This is a genomic window from Psychromonas algicola, assembly GCF_004378355.1.
Classification (GTDB): domain Bacteria; phylum Pseudomonadota; class Gammaproteobacteria; order Enterobacterales; family Psychromonadaceae; genus Psychromonas.
This window is the reverse complement of the sequence record NZ_SNUB01000001.1, coordinates 18,959-37,198: the sequence shown is the minus strand read 5'-3', so window position 1 is coordinate 37,198 and position 18,240 is coordinate 18,959. Positions and strand designations below refer to the sequence as shown.

Sequence of the window (18,240 nt, the reverse complement as noted above, 5' to 3'; positions counted from 1 at the left end):
TTATGCAAATCCGTTGATCAACCATGCATTAACTTATTTATAAAAGGCTAACGCATTTAATCTTGCTTCTTTATGGTCAACAATGGCTGACCAATAAATCGATAAATTCTGTTGCTTGATAAATTTATGTGGAAAATGAATTTGTTTATCAGGCACAGCATTCAGTTCTGGTATAAATTTACGGATGAAATCACCATTTGGATCAAATCTTTCGCTCTGTCTGATTGGATTAAATATTCTGAAGTAAGGTTGAGCGTCACAGCCTGTACTTGAAGCCCACTGCCAACCGCCATTATTTGATGCTAAATCCCCATCAATTAAATGTTGCATGAAGTATTTTTCACCTAAACGCCAATCAATTAATAAATGTTTAGTTAAGAAACTCGCAACGACCATACGTAAACGATTATGCATCCACCCTGTTTGGTTAAGTTGTCGCATTGCCGCATCCACAATCGGATAGCCGGTTTTACCTTCACACCAAGCTTTAAACAATTGTTCATCGTAAGGCCAATGAACATCATGATATTTAGGATTAAAGCATTGGTGTTTGCATAAACGAGGTTGATCAAACATAAGGTGTCGATAAAATTCACGCCAAATGATTTCATTTAACCAACAAAATTCAGCGCTATCGGTTGCAATAAGGATATCTGGAAATTGGCTTAATAAATCATTAAAAATACGGCGAGGACTAAGAACTCCTGCCGCTAAGTAAGGCGAGATACCACTAGTACCTTTAACAGAAGGAATATCGCGCTTATTTTCGTAATGACTAATCTTGTACTCATAAAAAGAAGGTAAAGCTTTCTCGACAAGTTCGTGAACCAATGGCCATTTGGAGGATAAAGACTCGCTTGAGCTTGTTACTGGAGGCGTTGATATTGATGATGTTGAAATTGGATTTTGTACATCACCCAAATAATTAAAACCGAATTCGCGTACGTAGGCTAACCAAGCTCGTTTAAAAGGCGTAAATACTTTATACATTCCACCAGATTGATTGCGTATTTCTCCTTTCGGAACAATCACATCTGCTTCGAATAAAACTAAGGGAATGTTGTTTTCAGTACAGTTGTGGTCACGTTGTTGTTCATTAAACTCTAATTCACTATTAGCAATAACCTGTTCAACATTATGCTCTTCACAATAGGCCTTTAAGTACTTAATTTGAGCGGCAAAGTCAGGAACGGTAACCAGCGATAATTGAATGCCAATTAATGCTAATTCATCAACTAAGGCTTGAGCATGACGTTTTACGAAGTCTATCTTGATGGGAGCCCAATGATGTTCGGTCCATTGGGCTTCAGATATAAAAAAAATGGCTTTAGCAGTATTTTCTGTTGATTGCTGGTTAATAAAATACTGTAAAGCCGGATTGTCGTTTGTTCTTAGGTCGTTACGAAACCATAAAAGCTGTTCACCAGTTGACACTTTGTTCCCTTAACTTGAAATTTAATTTTTATAAAATCTAGCTGCGCTTTAGTAAGCGTAGCGAAGTCTTAAACTATCAGGATAAGGAGCCAAATAAGATTGCCCTTTCAAATAGTCTTTTGGATAGTGTAATAAATAATGATTAAGTAACGTTAAAGGTGCAATCAAAGGTAGTAAACCAAGACGGTAACCATCAATTTTTTCACACAATTCTTTACGTTGGAGCGCGTTTAGGTGTTCAGTAAAGTAACCTTGAATATGCGTTAATGTATTTACATGGTTTTTACGTGTAGCAGGTATTTTAAGTGCTTCCATTAACCCTGAAATATACTGTGACGATTTCTCGTGTAATGACAGTTCATCGTTGGCAAGTAACTGCCCTAACTTTCTATATGCCACTAAGTTATGACTCATGACAGTGTATTTATAATGGCTGTGGAAAGTAGTTAATTTATGCTTTGTTAAACCAGAAGCATAAACCTGCTGCCAATGTTTATAAGCATAAACACGTGCTACAAAATTTTCACGAATATGCATATCGTTTAAGCGACCATTTTCTTCACAGGGTAATAATGGATTTGCTTCCATTATTTCTTTCGCAAAAGAACCAATACCATCTGATTTTAATGAATTACCTTCAGGTGAATAGATTTTGACACGCTCCATTCCACAGGTAGGACTTTTAGCACAGAAAATATAACCACTTAAGTGTTGAGTCATGCTAGCCACTTTTTTACCATAAGCTTGTAAAGCTTCGGTTACGTCTCCGCTTCCATCAGGTCTAGCAACATGAATCATGTCGTCTTTCTTAATTTGACGAATAGTCGGTCTTGGAACCGGTAAACCAATGGCTACTTCAGGACAAAATGCTTCATATTCTACATGTTCCGACAATTCATCAATACAAAAGCGCGATGGTTTATTACTTGAATCAAAGCGTACCTTTTGCCCAATTAAACAAGCACTAATACCAATTTTTAGGTCTTTTTTTTCAACATCGAAAATCATTTAAAGCTCCGGCTAATAAATAAAGTTACCAATAGGATTCAATAACTTATTAATTCCTTGGGTAAAGTGTAGTGCATCATTAGCAACTGTGTAACATAAACATCCATCTTGTGAGATAGGATTATGTTTTATGCTTGTATCAAGCATTATAAAATCACCTTTTACATATTCACCTTTGTCATCACTAAAAGAGCCATCGAGTAAAACCGTTAGCTCAAAGCCTTTATGAGTATGCTCAGGGACACCACCACCGGCATTGATATGTAACAAGCTTGAATGAATTTCGTCTTCATCAAGCTGTAAACGCGTTCTTGATAATTTACCTACATTAGCAGTCTTGCCTAATTTTATACGGTTCAATACTTTTGGTAATTGGTATGTTTTAGTTTTAAAAGTAATTGTTTTAGTGACTGGTTTTGCCACTTCATCAAGCTCTGCTGACAGAGTAATGTTATTGATCATACTTTCAAAATCAAAACTAGTATCAGAACTTGTGTCACCAATACTTGTTGATTCAGTTTCTATCGTTTGCGCTTCAAAGCTAGATTCAGCCACTTGCTCTGTTAGTTGCGCAATCTTTTGTTGACAAGCAGGACACATTTCAGCGTGAATAGAAATCCCCATAGACAATGAAGCAGGTAGATCACCGTTAACATAAGCTTGAATTAATTCGAATTTTGGGTGATGTTTAATCATTGTTTTCTCCTAACTGCCCTTTTAATTTAGCTAAGGCTAAACGTAATCTTGATTTGATAGTACCAAGAGGTAAATTTAAATGGTTGGCAAGTTGTTCTTGCGACATTTCCATTAAATAAAAACCTTTAACGACTTCTTTTTGAGCTTCTGGCAGCGTTTCAATTACATCTAATAATTGTTTATTTTCTAGATGATCTTCATAAGCTTCATCCTGTGATACTTCACCTTCAATAACAGGCCAAATGTCATCACTTAGGTTATCTTCTCTATTACTTTTGATTTTTCTTAATAAATCAAAAGTAACATTGCGCATCACTGTATATATCCAAGTGGTTGCCGCTCCTTTGTCAGGATCAAAGAGGTGCGCTTTACGCCACACATTACTCATTGTTTCCTGAACCACTTCATGTGATTGAGCTTCATTAGGAAATTTACTACGTGAAATTCGTTGTATTTTAGGCGCAAAAAAATGAAACAGGTGCGTAAACGCGACCTTGCATCTTAATTCTGCCACTTGTTTTAGCCACTCACTAAGCTGAGCGTGATCTATAGATTCATTCATATGAGTAGATTTATCATGACTTATAGATGTTGGCAATTGAGTTTGTGTTGTTACCATATTTAATTCCTAAATTTGGACTCTAGGACTTAATACGGATAAAAATAAGTTAGGATCACTATTAGTTAAAATTAATTTTAAAATAACAGCACTTATTAAATAATTGAATTAACTAACTTTTTGGCATCAACATAAGAACTTGCAGAAACAAATGAATTTTTAACTTCAAAAGGAATAGGTAACAGTTCTAACCAACGAGCAACGACCCAATAAGGGTTGTTTATAATTTTATCTGTATACAGGTCTTTTAATAAATCATGACTTTCAAATAAAGAACTTAATGAACCAGTTAATTTGCCTAAATCTGTATTTGCTTTTTTCTGCGACCAATGTGAAATCTCACTCGCAGCAGTAAATTGCACTCCTTGTATAAAGTGTTGAGGCTCAATAACTTGCGCGTCTATATTAACTAATGATTTACAACGTACATCAATTTCAAGGACGCCATCTTTCCCTTGGTCGAAGTTAATTATTTCAACCCAGCTTCCCCAGCGTTTTTCCCGATTGTTTTGTGCTTTAGAAATAATAAATCCGTTACTTGCGATAGCCACCATCTTTAAATAACGCGGTTCAAAGATCCTCAAGCGAGTTATGCCACCTGGTAAAAGGAAGATACTCAAGGGAAATAGCGGTAGTTCAATATTAAGACTGTTCATAGTGGTTCCTAATATTTGTTTTTAGTTTAATAATAAGTTGCATACTGTTTATATTTCGCAAGTTTTAATAGGCAATTGTTTATCGAAAAAAAGTGTTACATTAGCCACATTGAATCCAAATTTATTAATGGCCGTTTTATTCATGACTCTGTACTCATCTAATTGATACATCCAGTCATCCATAGAAACTTCATAAACACTGTCATTTACCTTTAAAGCCAAAGTATATTGGAGTTGAAAGGCGAAACCTTGGTGCTTACCAATAGCATGACCAATAACATCTTCAGCAAGTCCTCGATAAGTACCATCCTTATTTTTAGTTAATTGCCAATTTCTATAACTTATTTCACCATCATCAAAGTAGAATTTTTCAGCTAAAACACCTTCATTCCCTTGCCAAGTACCTTCCAATTCAACACAAAACCGCCTAGTCACTTTATCACTGTGATCTTGAATGGTTCCCCATGCAATAACATCACCATTAAAATACTCTTTAAGATCAAAGCTATTTTGCTTTTCGCTATAATCCGTTAAGTTAGCTGAACAGCTTGAAAGCAATAAGCTTGAGACTAACAGGCTTAATAATTTAAAATAGCTACGCACAATTATTTTCTCCCTAATAATTCTTTTCTTAATTCAGGCTCACTTGTTTTCTCTGATAACCAAATATCTAAAAACAATGGGCCAAATTCAATATCCCCCATAACACCAACCAATCGTTTGTTGTGGTAGAAAGCGCTATTGCTATTGTTCATCACGAAAGTTAATTTATCGCCAGGATTTATATCAGGCCAAATACGTTGCAACTTATTAAGATAAGGTTCATAACGAGAGCCTTCGTAACCAAGGTGCTGCCATTGTTCGACTGTTTTCTCTACCAAACTCTTCGCAGAAATCGCTTTGAAGTATTCGATTTCGTAAAGTAATTTGTCATCTTCAGATTGAAGTGGAAATTGCTTTGAAGTGGTAAGCAACTTACTTTTATAAAGATCCCAAAATAGAAAACTAAAGACTGTATTACCAATTGGCTTAAATGCATTTTTTTCAAGCGTTTCAGACAATTCAAGAGCCCATTGCTCAGCAACGATTTGCTTATTTGCGAGTGCACTACTTTGATTAAAAGTAACCAAAATAAGTGCCAATATGAATTTACGCATAATTCACCTCTTTATTATTAAAACGAGCTTTCAAGGAAAAGAACAACAGAAGTAGCATTGCCCACGTTGTCCCCAAAATAAAGTGAGTGGACAAATAAGATTGCCCAAATTCAACAGCACCAAGCATTTCACCTGATTTATAACTAAGTGGCGCCATAATAAAGCCAAGTAATAGTTGTAGAGGTTTATAAGCAGCGAGGAATGACAGGCTATGACTGATTGTGGTCGCAAAACCAATCCAGATAAAGACTAGCCATACTGGTATATGATTATTATTTGGGAAAATAAAAACGTTAGTTAATTGGAATAATGAATCAACACTGATGCCAATCAAAGTCACCAAAAATACTAAGGTGATTTCACTTTTACTCTTTGAAAGCCACTTGAAATGCGCTAATAGCATTAACAAAGCAATAGGTACAAAGCTGTTACCTAAATAGATAAGCCCGAACCAAGCCACATTAAAACCAATCATATTAATTAACATATAAGAAATCCTCCGTTATTCTTTAATACGAGGATTAACTCACTTTAGATCTTTTTAAGTTTAAATAAAATTTGAAACTCATGGATTTACAGTCTTAAGCAATATAAGAATAAAATTAAGGATATAATGAAGTAGAGTAGAGACAATAAAATTTTTTATTAGAAACTTAAAAGCCAAATAAATGATTTATTTGGCTTTTAATAAAGGAGCATGGTTAAGCAATCATCATAAATTTATTCATCGTAATTGTTGTCCCCTAATTCTGAACGATAAGTATTCCATAGTTCAGCTGCCGATGTATCAATACTATTTCCAAATAAGCTGCTAGATACACTTTCACCTTGGATAGAAAAGTAACGGTCTGAATAATCAAACATTGCAGGCCAACCCCACTGTTCTGTTGCCCCCATCATTTTTACAGCTAAGGAAGTTACTACATAAACATTACCTGTTACTGTTCGATATCTTGAACCCCAGTCTGCATTTAAAAAGTTGGCCGTACCGTCCCAATAACGGATGCCCCATTCTGGTAATCCTATATCTGAACTTGTGTAATCTACTTGATCTTCTTCGTCATCAGCCACTGAGCGGTCTATCTCAGTTTGGCTTACATAAAAAGTTTGTTGGTCTTCTGAAAACAATAAATTATTGCCATTTTGAGCGTCTGCGGCGGCTAACATGCCTGAATGATTTAATACTAATCCACCAATTAGCAAAGGTAGTTTACGGCCTTGATTATGCCCACCACTGTTATACCAGTAATAACCTTCTTTATCGTCTATTGGCCCATTACCTAAAATACCATAAATATCAATAGCATATTGAACCATTGCAACTAAGGCATCTTGTTTTTCTTGATCGGTATAATCGAGCTGTAATTGTAGACCAATAATACTGGTTAACTTGCCCAGTTCACGACCATATAATGGCATTGATGACTCAGGGTGAATCTCTCTTTGTGTCCACTCTGTATTATGATCTAACCAAACACCTTCAATATATGGAACATAATCACTGATATCTGGCGTTGTCTCTAAACGAGCATATTTACCTAAGACGTTAAAGTTCAAGTCAGTTAATGTCGCTAGGATAGTTTTATCTGTACCAACATAAGCTGGACGAAATGAATTATTTGGAGGCGTTTCACTGAGTATTGTTAATATCGCAGCTTGAGTAATGAACGGACGTTGCGTATTTTCTTCTTTAGAAATCGCTTTAACAACTGAATTTCCAGCGGCTAAAATTAAAGATTCGCCTGTGTTCCCAGGATCGACATTTTTACTTGAGTCATAGGCCATATCGGTAGCAATGACATCTAAGTCCCTAAGACCATCAAACCCTTGAGTACTTTCGTTAAGTGGATTAATTTCAGCGCCATTACGTACTCGGCCATTGTCATCAAATGAGTCTGGAGAAATAGAAGTGATCTCTACGTTCCCACCATTATTGTGAACCCACCATTGTCCATCTAAAAATTGACCGGTTTCATACTCATCGCCAAAATTAAAAGTAATATCGCCTGAAGTTACACTACTAACACTTCTTGGATCATTTCTTTCATTTTCTGAATCGCAACTAGTTAGTAAGAGTATCGCAAACAGCCCAAAAGCTTGTTTTATCATATGATTTCCTTTGAATTAGGCAAATGTATTGTTCATATTTGTTTAATCGTTAATATAGATTGTTGATAAATCAGTCAAATAAACTATACAGATCTGTACTCAAAAAGAAATGTTTTTACATAACGAGATAGAAAAAATAATATTTTGTTTAGGTAAGCTTATTATATTGCTGATAAATATATTCATTTGAATAAGATTAATTAGTGATTTACAAATAAAAATACAGAAATTGTAATCACAATATTCTAATTCGAATATTGCCCGAAGCACCAGTCCGCATACAAGTTCCTTAAAAAAAACGCCTTTTTCTAAGCTTAGCTACTACAAACCTTTGTTCATTAGCTATATAATGCGCGCTTACTTATTCAAGATGCTACAACCCCAGTTCTTATAATAGCGAGGCTCCATGTTAGCAAAACGTATTATCCCTTGTTTAGATGTTAAAGATGGACAAGTCGTTAAAGGTGTTCAGTTTCGAAACCATGAAATAGTGGGAGATATTGTACCTCTTGCTAAACGCTACGCTGAAGAAGGCGCAGACGAATTGGTATTTTATGATATTACTGCAAGCTCTGATGATCGTGTTGTCGATAAAAGCTGGGTAAGTCGCGTAGCAGAAGTTATTGATATTCCATTTTGTGTTGCTGGCGGTATTAAAACAGAAGAAGATGCTAAACGTATCCTTGAATTTGGAGCCGATAAAGTATCAATCAACAGCCCTGCACTTGCAGATCCAAGCTTAATCAATCGTTTGGCAGAAAAATTTGGTACACAATGTATTGTTATTGGTATTGATTCATACTTTGATGAAGCAACAGGTCAACATCAAGTTAAGCAATTTACAGGTAATGAAGATGCAACCGTAACGACCAAATGGAATACATTTGATTGGATCAAAGAAGTACAATCTCGTGGCGCAGGTGAAATCGTTCTAAACGTGATGAATCAGGATGGTGTTCGTTGTGGTTATGATATTGACCAACTCAGCCAAGCTCGTGCAATTTGTAACGTTCCATTAATTGCATCAGGTGGTGCAGGTGAAATGGTTCACTTTAGAGACGTGTTCAATGATGCCGATGTAGATGGTGCATTAGCTGCGAGTGTATTCCACAAACAAATAATAAATATTGGTGAGTTAAAATCTTACCTTAAAACAGAAAAGGTAGAGATTCGATTATGAATTTAATGAAACAAGAACAACTTCAGTCTTTAGATTGGGCAAAAGTAGACAACCTTATGCCTGTAGTCGTGCAAAATCGTACTTCAGGTAAAGTGTTAATGTTGGGTTATGTTAATGAAGCATCTTTAGCCGCAACACTTGAATCTGGTAAAATGACTTTCTTTAGCCGCACTAAGCAACGTTTATGGTGTAAAGGTGAAGAGTCAGGCAACTTTTTAAATGTTGTTGAAATTAGTAGCGATTGTGATAATGATACATTGTTAGCCATCGTCGATCCTGTCGGTCCTACTTGTCATTTGGGAACTGAAACTTGTTTTAAAAACGAGTTAGAGCCTTCTTTAAGTTTCATTGCTGATTTAGAACAAATCGTTAAAAGTCGCAAAGGTGCAGATCCAAAAAGTAGTTATACCGCAAGCTTGTATGCACGAGGAACTAAACGCATTTCTCAGAAAGTCGGTGAAGAAGGTGTTGAAGTTGCATTAGCAGCAATGGCAAACGATATGGATGAATTAACTTGCGAAAGTGCTGATTTGTTATATCACTTAACTGTTCTATTACAAAATGAAGGGTTAACGTTAGCTGACGTTGCTGCAAAATTGAAAGAACGCCATACTAAATAACCCATTTAGTTTAACGTGTATTTAAACCGCTATTTAGCGGTTTTTTTATGTGCGAAATAAAAGCGAATGCTAAATTTTGCAATATAAATTAGTATAAATATAGAATTTACAACCAATTAGAGAGTTAATCATGAATGTTTTAACGGTAGATTATACAGCAGATGATGCTGCACGACGCTTTGTAGAATCATTACATCAAACGGGTTTTGGTGTGTTAACTAATCACCCCATTGCTAAAGAGAAAGTACAGGCCATTTATGATACTTGGTACGATTTCTTTATGGATGAAGCAAAGCATGGTTTTACTTTTAATCCTGAAACACAAGATGGCTATTTCCCACCTTCAGTTTCTGAAGTTGCTAAAGGACATTCAATTAAAGATATTAAAGAATATTTCCACTGTTACCCTTGGGGGCAAATGCCTGAGAACTTAAAAGCACAGGTAATGGAATATTATGATCTTGCTAATGGTCTAGCACAAGAGTTATTAGGTTGGATCGAAGAGTATGCGCCAGCAGAAGTAAAAGCTAAATTTACTCAATCACTACCATCAATGGTAAAAGAGAGTGCTGGTACATTATTACGCGTTTTACATTACCCTCCAATGACAGGAGAAGAAGAGCCAGGTGCTATACGAGCCGCTGCACACGGGGATATTAACTTATTGACTGTTTTGCCTGCAGCTAACGAACCCGGATTACAAGTTATTGCAAGTGATGGAAGCTGGTACGATGTACCTTGTGATTTCGGTAATATTATTATCAATATTGGTGATATGTTACAAGAAGCTTCAGGTGGTTATTATCCTTCAACCATTCATCGAGTGATTAATCCAACGGGTGAACGTAGTACTAAATCACGTATTTCATTACCGTTATTTTTACACCCGAAACCAGAAGTGGTGTTATCAGAACGCTATACAGCTGAAAGTTATTTAGATGAACGTTTACGTGAATTAGGCGTTAAAAAATAATATCATTTGGGGAGTATTAAACTCCCCTACTCAATTCGAGACTAACCATTTAACAAATAGAACCTATTCAGTTTTGCCTTCTAACTCTTTAAGTTTATTTATTAAACTTTCATTATCTTTTTTAAGTTTACTTAGCTCTTCAATTTGAGAAGTATTAAATAATTGAAGTTTTTCGAGTTGAGTCGTTAATCGCTCTGTATCTTTATTTGCATGTAACTCTTTAATTGCAGTAAGGATAAGCTCAATTTGTTTTTCTCTAGATTGGTTTCGATAATCAGAACGACTTAGCGCAGAAGAAATAGATAGCAATTTATTTTCAAAATCTAATACAACCGGTTCAAATTTATTATTTCTCACCTTACTTAATAATTTAATTTCGTTATCTACATTTTTTAAGTGTGATAATCCAAATTTTACTTTATTAACAAGCTGCTCAATTAATACAACATGACGAGTATCTGAGTTAATAATAGCGACTGCATCACCTAATTCAGTTTTAACTCTTGCGTAACTAATAGGAGCTCTTTTATCAATCCCTTCTCTTTTCAAAAGAGTCATTTCTCTCTCTAACGGGGTGATGTATTTCTTTAAAACAATTTCAGCTTCTAAGTGTTTAGCTTGTTTTAAAAACTTTACTTGTTCTGTTCGAGCTTTCGAGAGTTGGTTTTTTTCTACATATTTAAAAAGACTGAGGTAATCACTGTAAGTGCTTTTATATTCACTAGGAAAAAGTTCAGCGGCACTCATGTGCTCTAAATATTCAATTTGTGAGATGGACTCTGCGAGCGTTAGGTCTGACTTTTCTTTTAACCTTAATAATTTTTCATAATTATTTTGTGTTTCGTTTAAACGTTCTTGAAATTTTTGGGCGTATGTACCTGATGAAAAAAGTGAATAACTTTCTGTCGCTTTCGCAGGTTTATTTGCAAAAGCATTATAAATTTCAGCAGAGTCATTCCATGACGTTAATAAATCATTGTATAAATTAGACGAGTAAAATTTTAAATTGTTAGTATTTTTAATTTTAACAAGCCAAGTATCATAAGACTCTTTAGATTGCTGGTAAGCATTAAATGCCACATTATTATTTTCTTGCGCATTTGTTTGCACTGCACTTGGTTCATCAGATGTACTTTGACATCCAGTAACCGCAATTAAAATCGTTAATGCTAAAGTTAAATTTTTCATTTTATCTAGTGTTCCTTATGTGTCTTATAAAAAACACGTTATTGATGAATAGATTGCTATTTTATTAGTGAACATATAACTATCACGAGTAGATATTAAACCAAGTTTATTTCAATTAAAGGAAGTAATAAGCGCCGAAAGAATCATGCGACTTGATCACTTGTTTTAGATAAAAGAAACAAATGTAAGTTGTTAAAAATGGCTTCTATTAATTTGACAGATTAAAGTTTAAAATTAGATTTTAAATTCCATTGATGAGAAACTGCTAGCGCCCACCCTAAAGGAACAAAAGCACAAGCAAAGGTAAAATAAGAAGCTTCATATTGCCCCATACTTAAAGACCAAATTGTAATTAAAATACAATTAGTACTAGTAAATACAGCAACATACCAAAATATACCTAGAAAAATACTGAATATTTTTTGGGTTATAAATGTTTTATTTAAATTCTGAAAACCAAACATGGTTTTTAGGAGCCAGTAGCCCATGAAACTCATTAATCCAAACACTACAACCGTGATAATACCCTGTAAAATACCGATAGATAATAAGCCAGCGGCTAGTAAAATGATGCCCCAAGTGAGACTGACTTTATAAAACCATTTTTCTGTCAATGCGTAATGAATCGGTTTCTTTTCCTGTGATTCCATAACTCATTCCTTCTGTCCAATTACAAATTTTGAATTTAACAAATAATTATATTAACTCGTTTGATAAGTCGTTTTTATTCCATTGCAAGTAACAGTAAGCTGGTTATGAGCAAACTCTATCGAGTCCCATTTGATAGCTGATGATGAACCATCATCAATAATAATAGAAGATTCATTGATGATCTCATATTGATAAAGCGGACCAGCTAAAGGCCCATCTTTAATGCCAATAACCGCAGACAAATGATTGCTTGAATTTGAAAATGAATAAACGGTCACGATTTCATCATCAATCAGTTCCGCACGTAAACCTTTCAGTTTTTCTTCTAACATACTATCTCCAAGTCACTCATTATATTTGTAAACACAGGGTAATTTCTTCAAGATTCAGCAGTAAGCAAATATTCGGATATTTTATTACACCAAGTTGAAATCACCGGAGGTTTTGCTGTTATATGTTTGTCTTTAATTAAACGGCTAACAAGTAAAACCTTATCTATTTCACTAGAACTGTCCTTAAGGTAATCAAGCAAAATATCACAAGATAATGCACATTCTCTATTCCACTGCGCCAAATCTCCGCCTTGATTCGCTTTTTCCTGAAAACTTGAAACCAAGCTATTACCCATGACCATTAAGTCATTTTTATTAGGCATTACTTACCTCGTTTGCATAATATTGCACATTTATTTTTACAATAATAAACATCATATTTTAAAGCTTAAGTTTACCAGTCGAGTTTATTACCTTGCCATGTCAAAAAATGACCGCTTTGAGACATAGTTAAATTACATGCAATTTCAAGAATTCCTGTGGCGCTTTCCTCGACACTGATATCTGCTTGTTGACCTCCCATATCAGTCTGAACCCAACCAGGATGAATCAAGCAAACGGCAATACCTTGATCTTTAAGCTCTACTGACAGTATTTTCATTACTTTATTAACTGCTGCCTTAGAACTGCGATAAGCATACATGCCTACACTATCGCTATTAATAGATCCCATCAAACTAGATATAGTGAGGATACGAGGTTTGCTGGCCGCTTGTATTGACGGTAAAACAGCGTGGCTAACCATCAATGGAGCTATCGAATTGGTTGCAAAAGTATTTAACCAATCCTGCTGTTTTATCTCGGCCATAGATTGTTGTTCGGGACCAATAACACCTGCATTATTAATCAAGATATCTATTGTGATGCCAGATAAAGTACGAGATAAATTTGAAATTGAATCTTCATTGGTCACTTCTAATTCAATAAGAGTGAGATTTTTATTAGATGTAAGTGTGTCTAACGCTAATGAAGGTTTAACACGATAGGTAGAAATTACTTTATAGTTAAGATCGAGAAATTGCTTAGTTAACTCAAGACCAATACCTCTTGATGCACCTGTAATTAAAACAGTTTCCATTTTGGCAATCCTCTTTGTAATATTACTCGTTAACTTTAGTTAACGTACTCGTATCTGTATGATCAAAGCTACGTCCGTAAATATCTAACAGCATATTTTGCGTGTAATGTAAGCTATTACCAGATAATGTTACCTGCTGTGTATAGCTTTTTACTTTGGCTTTTTGTTGTAAAAAAGTCGATTGAATAATTGGCCATTGTTCACTCCCCACTTGCGCTTCGACATTGAAAAGCGTTTGTTTTGATTCTTCAATAACTTTACCGCCAGCGAGTACACAAATACCACGAGGAATAGTTAAGGAATGAATAACATTATCAGTCCCCTGTTCCCACATCCAATACCCTGTTTCTTGGTGTAACACTTTATCGTTGGTTATTCTGCGAACTTTTTGAACGTAATGTACTGCACTTAAATTTTCTTCTTCAGCATTGGCTAAGTCATCGGCGGCTGTAAATACAATTGTTTCATAGAATTCGTTATTCTCAGTGCCATCTGGTTCAGGCGCAAGATCTTTGCCTTTATTGCCTTTCCAAGTACCGATTAAACCTGTTAATGGACCATAATCAATTACGTTTTCGTCTTGCATAATTTGAATGCCTTGAATTAAATAGTGATTGTGATGATATGTTAATGAAAATAAAACAAGTTTGGAAAAAGTTTCCTTTATGAAGTAACGCTTAAAGTATTATCTAACACTTTAAGCGTTATTAAAAAGCCTTAATGTTGTTTAAGTGCTCTTTTAACGAAGGACTTTGTTCTTTCATTTTGTGGTTGTTCAAATATTTGCTGCGGTGTACCTTGTTCAACAATATAACCATCTTCCATAAAAATAACACGATCAGCAACTTCTTTTGCGAATTGCATTTCATGGGTCACTACGATCATTGTTTGCCTTTCAACTGCAAGTTGTTTCATTACCGCTAAGACTTCGTCAACCCATTCAGGATCCAGCGCTGATGTGGGTTCATCAAATAAAATGACTTCGCCCTTTGCTGCCATTGCTCTTGCAATCCCGACACGTTGCTGTTGTCCGCCTGACAAACGTGATGGGTAAGCATCAAGCTTATCAGCTAACCCCACTTTAACTAATATTTCCTTCGCTATCTTTAAGGCTTCAGAGGTTGGTGTTTTCCAAACAGTGATCAAGCTTTCAGCCACATTCTGTATTGCTGTTTTGTTAGCGAATAATGAATAATTTTGAAAAACAAAACTACTTTGTTGACGTAATGCAGTAACTTCTTTTTGTTTATGATTAACTGCATCTATATCAACATTACCAATTTGTATTTTCCCTGTTGTTGGAGTTTCAAGGTAATTAAGGCAGCGCAATAACGTTGACTTCCCCGTTCCAGAAGGGCCAATGATCACAATGATCTCCCCTTTTTCAACAGTAAAGTTAATATCTTTTAATACTGCTAACTTACCGAATTCTTTGCTTAAGTTGGATATTTTAATCATAGTTAATAAGCCTCATTCAGTTTGTATTCTAATAGATGTTGGATACGAGTAAAAAACAATACAATTATCCAATAAATAACAGCAACAGCTAAAAAGCTTTCAAAAAATTTAAAGCTTGAGGACGCTTCCATTTGAGCTTTTGCCATAATTTCAGCCACACCTAATGTAAAAGCTAACGAGGTACTTTTTATCATATCAATAAAATAATTCATCAATGAAGGCGTCGCTACCCTTGAGGCTTGGGGTAATATTACGCGTTTCATTGCCTGTAATCTGGTCATCCCAATACTTAAACAGGCTTCCATTTGAGATTTATCTATTCCTAAAATGGCAGCTCTAATACTTTCAGCCATATAAGCAGCAAAATGCAAAGTTAAACCAAGCACGGCGGCTGTGAATGCATCCATTAAAAATAAAGGAGAAATTTGCGGTAATCCGTAATACAGCAAAAAGAGCTGTACTAATAAAGGCGTTCCACGGAAAAATGAAATAAATAGAGCAGCTAAGTGTTGGATTACTGGAATTTTAAACACTCGCACTAGCGCTAAGCCCAGTGCAAGTATTAATGCAAATACAAACCCCCAAAGCGCCATTTCCATCGTCACCCCAAGATACCTAAATAAAGTGGGTAATAATTCAAATACATATTGAAAATCAAAGGAATTTTGCATAAAAATGACTCTTTAAGGTTAATATTATTGAGTGATGTCTGTATCGAACCACTTGTTAGAAATTTCAGTTAATTTACCGTCTGCACGCATTGAAGCTAAGGCTTTATCTACTTGATCACGTAATTTAAGCTGTTTTGCACTGTTTAAAAAAGGCATTGCATTTTCAATCTTTTCAAAAGGTTTACCAGCTAGTTGTAACGGTAAGCCAGCTTTCTTGATTAATTGAACAGAAGAAACACGATCCATGATGAACGCATCTGCACGACCTAATGCAACATCTTGCTCTAAACCTGAGTCATAGGTAACTATGTTGATTTCATTCTTTGTATCGTATTTACGTAATGTTTCTTCAAAGTTACTACCTAAATTCACCGCTACCTTTTTACCTTTTAGATCTTCAAAACTTTGAATATCATCGCGGCCACGACGCACTGTAATTTGTACACCGTCAATAACATACGGAGTAGAAAAAGCATATTTAGCAGTACGTGCTTCTGTAATGGTAATTTGGTTAGAAATTGTATCGATATGACCCGCTTCTAACATGCCAAATAAACCAGAGAATGTAGCTGTTACAAATTCAACTTTGTAATCAGAACGCTTTGCAATTTCATTCCACACATCAACTTCAAAACCTTGAAGTACATCATTTTTTTGAAATGTGAATGGGAAATAACGACCTGACATCCCTACTTTTACCGTTTCTTGTGCAAAAGCAGGAACGGTTAATAGACTGCTAATTGCTGTGATCGCAATTAATGTTTTTTTCAAAAATTTATTCATAATATTCCTATTCGTACTTAAATGAGTACTGCTCAAATGTGACTAAATTGGTTTGTTATATTGAGTAAATTATATAACTAACATTGGTTATACCTTAAAGTTATAACCAATTAAACTCAAAACGCACTTTACCATTAGATATTTAAAATCAATAGATTGTACAGTTATCAGTTATAACCTTATATTCTACAATGAATTAAATGGTTAAAGCATTTAAAAAAATATCAAAGATAGGTAGTTGAACTGAGGGGGTTTTAACCGTTTATAGTTAAACGGTTAAAGCATAAAGTTTGTTTATAGGACGGCTAAGACTGTACAGTTACAAAGGTCGTCACTTTCAAAGGCAGTTAAAGCGCCGGCTTTCAATCCCGGAACAGGAAAAACTCTCACTGTTAACGGTTTGTTTAGTCGAAACGCCATAGTGCCTGTATCTCGCATCATGGCTGCAATCTTATTAATAGGCGTTCCACCAGGAATAGGAACTGTGTCTAAACCAATCCCACACACTGAGCTATAGGTTAATAGAGAACGAATATCAAATTGATGCAATTGACTGCCTTTAGCTAGCCCTCGATCTTCGGTCAATGCCAGCATTAAGCCAGAAAAACCAACTAATGGCATTCCTGTAATAGATTTAAAGACGCGCGTTAATAATGCAGAAGCTTCGACAGTACCTGATGCACCAAAATATTCTACTCCCATCAACTCATACACATCGGTCATACTTGCGCAATCTTTTGAAGGAGCGGCAGAGCTGTCTAAGCCAGCAAATTCAAATCCTTTATTAAGGTGCTTATTTTCGATGATCTTTTTTAATTGATCGACATGATGCTGTAAATTATTTTTTAACGAAGTGTAATAACCATCGAATGCCTGTTCATGTAGCAAAGATGGATTTTCTTGATTAAACGCTTTTAATGTCGCGACTAATAAATCAGGTGTTTCAAGGCCAATCACAAAGGAGTTGGGTAGATGCTTCTCAAAATAACTAGCAGGAAAGTAAGGAATCAAAGGTTTGCAATTAAAGTTAACCGTAAAATTAAAATTACCTTCTCCACGAGGAGTTATTTGACTAATATGATTGACAGTTTTAGCGGCTTCTTCAATCAGTTGATTATCTAGAAAACCATTTTCATTCATTGCAATGTTGACACAAACATTACATAAATCACCAAATTCTTCAATTAACTCAGGCACTAAACTCAATTGATGTGCATCAGTTGCTTCACCAATGGCGAACCTAAGACGTAAATCAGAATCTGCTTGTTGGTATTTATTTAATAAAGCGCTTAATTGGCGAAGGTCTTTCTGTGCTGTTGTTAAATTAGTGGTATCGATATATTCAGCAAAGGCATTGGTGACTATACGAATAGATTGAACGAGATAACCTTTATTCTTGAAATCTTTTGCTAAGGATTGGCAAAAATCATTCGCCTGTTGAATCAATTCCGGCCATTTAGTTTGATTTGAGTCTAAAGTAATAAATGTAGTAATGGTTCTTATTTTACAAAGATTTTTGTCGAGTAAAATTTTTGGAAATTGCATATAACCCCTCGAGTTTCAATTGAATTAACTCATCTTAGTTAAAAGTTTATGTAAGTATAGATACAATTATGAAAAATTGAGG

General features: G+C 35.1%; 22 protein-coding genes. 3 read left to right on the top strand and 19 right to left on the bottom strand.

The window, feature by feature from the left end; all coding sequences use genetic code 11:
• Nucleotides 1–33: 33 nt before the first annotated feature.
• The 9 genes from phrB to E2R67_RS00155 all read right to left on the bottom strand — a co-directional run bounded on the left by phrB (nucleotide 34) and on the right by E2R67_RS00155 (nucleotide 7,679).
• Nucleotides 34–1,434, bottom strand: a complete 1,401-nt coding sequence (phrB, locus tag E2R67_RS00195) for a deoxyribodipyrimidine photo-lyase (protein WP_134288887.1) — start codon at nucleotides 1,432–1,434, stop codon at nucleotides 34–36.
• A 48-nt stretch (nucleotides 1,435–1,482) separates the two neighbouring features.
• A complete protein-coding gene (locus tag E2R67_RS00190) occupies nucleotides 1,483–2,442 on the bottom strand; it encodes a YbgA family protein (RefSeq protein ID WP_134288886.1) in 960 nt (319 codons plus the stop codon).
• A gap of 12 nt (nucleotides 2,443–2,454) precedes the next feature.
• Nucleotides 2,455–3,138 carry a ChrR family anti-sigma-E factor gene (locus tag E2R67_RS00185; protein ID WP_134288885.1) on the bottom strand — a complete coding sequence of 228 codons (684 nt, stop codon included), beginning with the start codon at nucleotides 3,136–3,138 and terminating at the stop codon, nucleotides 2,455–2,457.
• Nucleotides 3,131–3,757: a sigma-70 family RNA polymerase sigma factor gene (locus E2R67_RS00180; RefSeq protein WP_134288884.1), complete on the bottom strand. Its 627-nt coding sequence runs from the start codon at nucleotides 3,755–3,757 to the stop codon at nucleotides 3,131–3,133. The genes E2R67_RS00185 and E2R67_RS00180 overlap by 8 nt, the downstream gene beginning before the upstream one ends.
• A 95-nt stretch (nucleotides 3,758–3,852) precedes the next feature.
• Nucleotides 3,853–4,413: an LON peptidase substrate-binding domain-containing protein gene (locus tag E2R67_RS00175; protein WP_134288883.1), complete on the bottom strand. Its 561-nt coding sequence runs from the start codon at nucleotides 4,411–4,413 to the stop codon at nucleotides 3,853–3,855.
• 48 nt (nucleotides 4,414–4,461) lie between these two features.
• Nucleotides 4,462–5,016 (bottom strand): DUF3833 domain-containing protein, encoded by a 555-nt coding sequence (locus E2R67_RS00170; RefSeq protein WP_208379426.1) that lies wholly within the window; start codon nucleotides 5,014–5,016, stop codon nucleotides 4,462–4,464.
• A 2-nt stretch (nucleotides 5,017–5,018) separates the two neighbouring features.
• Nucleotides 5,019–5,570 carry a chalcone isomerase family protein gene (locus E2R67_RS00165; RefSeq protein ID WP_134288882.1) on the bottom strand — a complete coding sequence of 184 codons (552 nt, stop codon included), beginning with the start codon at nucleotides 5,568–5,570 and terminating at the stop codon, nucleotides 5,019–5,021.
• Complete coding sequence (locus E2R67_RS00160; protein ID WP_134288881.1) at nucleotides 5,563–6,057, bottom strand: DUF2878 domain-containing protein; 495 nt, start codon at nucleotides 6,055–6,057, stop codon at nucleotides 5,563–5,565. The genes E2R67_RS00165 and E2R67_RS00160 overlap by 8 nt, the downstream gene beginning before the upstream one ends.
• A gap of 233 nt (nucleotides 6,058–6,290) precedes the next feature.
• A complete protein-coding gene (locus tag E2R67_RS00155) occupies nucleotides 6,291–7,679 on the bottom strand; it encodes a hypothetical protein (protein WP_134288880.1) in 1,389 nt (462 codons plus the stop codon).
• 406 nt (nucleotides 7,680–8,085) lie between these two features.
• Between E2R67_RS00155 and hisF the strand changes: the two genes are divergently transcribed.
• The 3 genes from hisF to E2R67_RS00140 all read left to right on the top strand — a co-directional run bounded on the left by hisF (nucleotide 8,086) and on the right by E2R67_RS00140 (nucleotide 10,452).
• On the top strand, nucleotides 8,086–8,859 hold the full coding sequence (hisF, locus tag E2R67_RS00150; RefSeq protein ID WP_134288879.1) for an imidazole glycerol phosphate synthase subunit HisF: 774 nt from the start codon (nucleotides 8,086–8,088) through the stop codon (nucleotides 8,857–8,859).
• Complete coding sequence (gene hisIE / locus E2R67_RS00145; RefSeq protein ID WP_134288878.1) at nucleotides 8,856–9,479, top strand: bifunctional phosphoribosyl-AMP cyclohydrolase/phosphoribosyl-ATP diphosphatase HisIE; 624 nt, start codon at nucleotides 8,856–8,858, stop codon at nucleotides 9,477–9,479. The genes hisF and hisIE overlap by 4 nt, the downstream gene beginning before the upstream one ends.
• Before the next feature lie 130 nt (nucleotides 9,480–9,609).
• Nucleotides 9,610–10,452, top strand: coding sequence for a 2OG-Fe(II) oxygenase family protein (locus E2R67_RS00140; RefSeq protein WP_134288877.1), 843 nt, complete (start codon nucleotides 9,610–9,612; stop codon nucleotides 10,450–10,452).
• Between the two features lie 63 nt (nucleotides 10,453–10,515).
• On the opposite strand, the gene E2R67_RS00135 is transcribed toward E2R67_RS00140, so the two are convergent.
• From E2R67_RS00135 to E2R67_RS00090, 10 genes are all read right to left on the bottom strand, one after another.
• Nucleotides 10,516–11,640: a hypothetical protein gene (locus E2R67_RS00135; RefSeq protein ID WP_134288876.1), complete on the bottom strand. Its 1,125-nt coding sequence runs from the start codon at nucleotides 11,638–11,640 to the stop codon at nucleotides 10,516–10,518.
• A gap of 221 nt (nucleotides 11,641–11,861) precedes the next feature.
• A complete protein-coding gene (locus E2R67_RS00130; RefSeq protein WP_134288875.1) occupies nucleotides 11,862–12,290 on the bottom strand; it encodes a hypothetical protein in 429 nt (142 codons plus the stop codon).
• A gap of 51 nt (nucleotides 12,291–12,341) precedes the next feature.
• The gene (locus E2R67_RS00125) at nucleotides 12,342–12,623 is read right to left on the bottom strand and encodes a hypothetical protein (RefSeq protein ID WP_134288874.1); all 282 of its coding nucleotides are present in this window, start codon (nucleotides 12,621–12,623) and stop codon (nucleotides 12,342–12,344) included.
• A gap of 47 nt (nucleotides 12,624–12,670) precedes the next feature.
• Nucleotides 12,671–12,946 (bottom strand): hypothetical protein, encoded by a 276-nt coding sequence (locus tag E2R67_RS00120; RefSeq protein WP_134288873.1) that lies wholly within the window; start codon nucleotides 12,944–12,946, stop codon nucleotides 12,671–12,673.
• A 71-nt stretch (nucleotides 12,947–13,017) separates the two neighbouring features.
• A complete protein-coding gene (locus E2R67_RS00115; RefSeq protein WP_134288872.1) occupies nucleotides 13,018–13,701 on the bottom strand; it encodes an SDR family oxidoreductase in 684 nt (227 codons plus the stop codon).
• A gap of 22 nt (nucleotides 13,702–13,723) precedes the next feature.
• On the bottom strand, nucleotides 13,724–14,287 hold the full coding sequence (locus E2R67_RS00110; protein WP_134288871.1) for a heme-binding beta-barrel domain-containing protein: 564 nt from the start codon (nucleotides 14,285–14,287) through the stop codon (nucleotides 13,724–13,726).
• Nucleotides 14,288–14,418: 131 nt separating this feature from the next.
• Nucleotides 14,419–15,159, bottom strand: coding sequence for an amino acid ABC transporter ATP-binding protein (locus E2R67_RS00105; protein WP_134288870.1), 741 nt, complete (start codon nucleotides 15,157–15,159; stop codon nucleotides 14,419–14,421).
• Between the two features lie 2 nt (nucleotides 15,160–15,161).
• Complete coding sequence (locus E2R67_RS00100; RefSeq protein ID WP_134288869.1) at nucleotides 15,162–15,830, bottom strand: amino acid ABC transporter permease; 669 nt, start codon at nucleotides 15,828–15,830, stop codon at nucleotides 15,162–15,164.
• Between the two features lie 24 nt (nucleotides 15,831–15,854).
• Entirely contained in the window at nucleotides 15,855–16,613 is a 759-nt protein-coding gene (locus tag E2R67_RS00095) for an amino acid ABC transporter substrate-binding protein (protein WP_134288868.1), read from the bottom strand.
• A 294-nt stretch (nucleotides 16,614–16,907) separates the two neighbouring features.
• Entirely contained in the window at nucleotides 16,908–18,158 is a 1,251-nt protein-coding gene (locus E2R67_RS00090; RefSeq protein WP_134288867.1) for a DUF711 family protein, read from the bottom strand.
• Between the last annotated feature and the right edge of the window lie 82 nt (nucleotides 18,159–18,240).

Coding starts and splice junctions, on each gene's coding strand:
- E2R67_RS00190 (WP_134288886.1), bottom strand. CDS start 2,442: ATGATTTTCGATGTTGAAAAAAAAGACCTAAAAATTGGTATTAGTGCT.
- E2R67_RS00185 (WP_134288885.1), bottom strand. CDS start 3,138: ATGATTAAACATCACCCAAAATTCGAATTAATTCAAGCTTATGTTAAC.
- E2R67_RS00180 (WP_134288884.1), bottom strand. CDS start 3,757: ATGGTAACAACACAAACTCAATTGCCAACATCTATAAGTCATGATAAA.
- E2R67_RS00175 (WP_134288883.1), bottom strand. CDS start 4,413: ATGAACAGTCTTAATATTGAACTACCGCTATTTCCCTTGAGTATCTTC.
- E2R67_RS00165 (WP_134288882.1), bottom strand. CDS start 5,570: ATGCGTAAATTCATATTGGCACTTATTTTGGTTACTTTTAATCAAAGT.
- E2R67_RS00160 (WP_134288881.1), bottom strand. CDS start 6,057: ATGTTAATTAATATGATTGGTTTTAATGTGGCTTGGTTCGGGCTTATC.
- E2R67_RS00155 (WP_134288880.1), bottom strand. CDS start 7,679: ATGATAAAACAAGCTTTTGGGCTGTTTGCGATACTCTTACTAACTAGT.
- hisF (WP_134288879.1), top strand. CDS start 8,086: ATGTTAGCAAAACGTATTATCCCTTGTTTAGATGTTAAAGATGGACAA.
- hisIE (WP_134288878.1), top strand. CDS start 8,856: ATGAATTTAATGAAACAAGAACAACTTCAGTCTTTAGATTGGGCAAAA.
- E2R67_RS00140 (WP_134288877.1), top strand. CDS start 9,610: ATGAATGTTTTAACGGTAGATTATACAGCAGATGATGCTGCACGACGC.
- E2R67_RS00135 (WP_134288876.1), bottom strand. CDS start 11,640: ATGAAAAATTTAACTTTAGCATTAACGATTTTAATTGCGGTTACTGGA.
- E2R67_RS00130 (WP_134288875.1), bottom strand. CDS start 12,290: ATGGAATCACAGGAAAAGAAACCGATTCATTACGCATTGACAGAAAAA.
- E2R67_RS00125 (WP_134288874.1), bottom strand. CDS start 12,623: ATGTTAGAAGAAAAACTGAAAGGTTTACGTGCGGAACTGATTGATGAT.
- E2R67_RS00120 (WP_134288873.1), bottom strand. CDS start 12,946: ATGCCTAATAAAAATGACTTAATGGTCATGGGTAATAGCTTGGTTTCA.
- E2R67_RS00115 (WP_134288872.1), bottom strand. CDS start 13,701: ATGGAAACTGTTTTAATTACAGGTGCATCAAGAGGTATTGGTCTTGAG.
- E2R67_RS00110 (WP_134288871.1), bottom strand. CDS start 14,287: ATGCAAGACGAAAACGTAATTGATTATGGTCCATTAACAGGTTTAATC.
- E2R67_RS00105 (WP_134288870.1), bottom strand. CDS start 15,159: ATGATTAAAATATCCAACTTAAGCAAAGAATTCGGTAAGTTAGCAGTA.
- E2R67_RS00100 (WP_134288869.1), bottom strand. CDS start 15,830: ATGCAAAATTCCTTTGATTTTCAATATGTATTTGAATTATTACCCACT.
- E2R67_RS00095 (WP_134288868.1), bottom strand. CDS start 16,613: ATGAATAAATTTTTGAAAAAAACATTAATTGCGATCACAGCAATTAGC.
- E2R67_RS00090 (WP_134288867.1), bottom strand. CDS start 18,158: ATGCAATTTCCAAAAATTTTACTCGACAAAAATCTTTGTAAAATAAGA.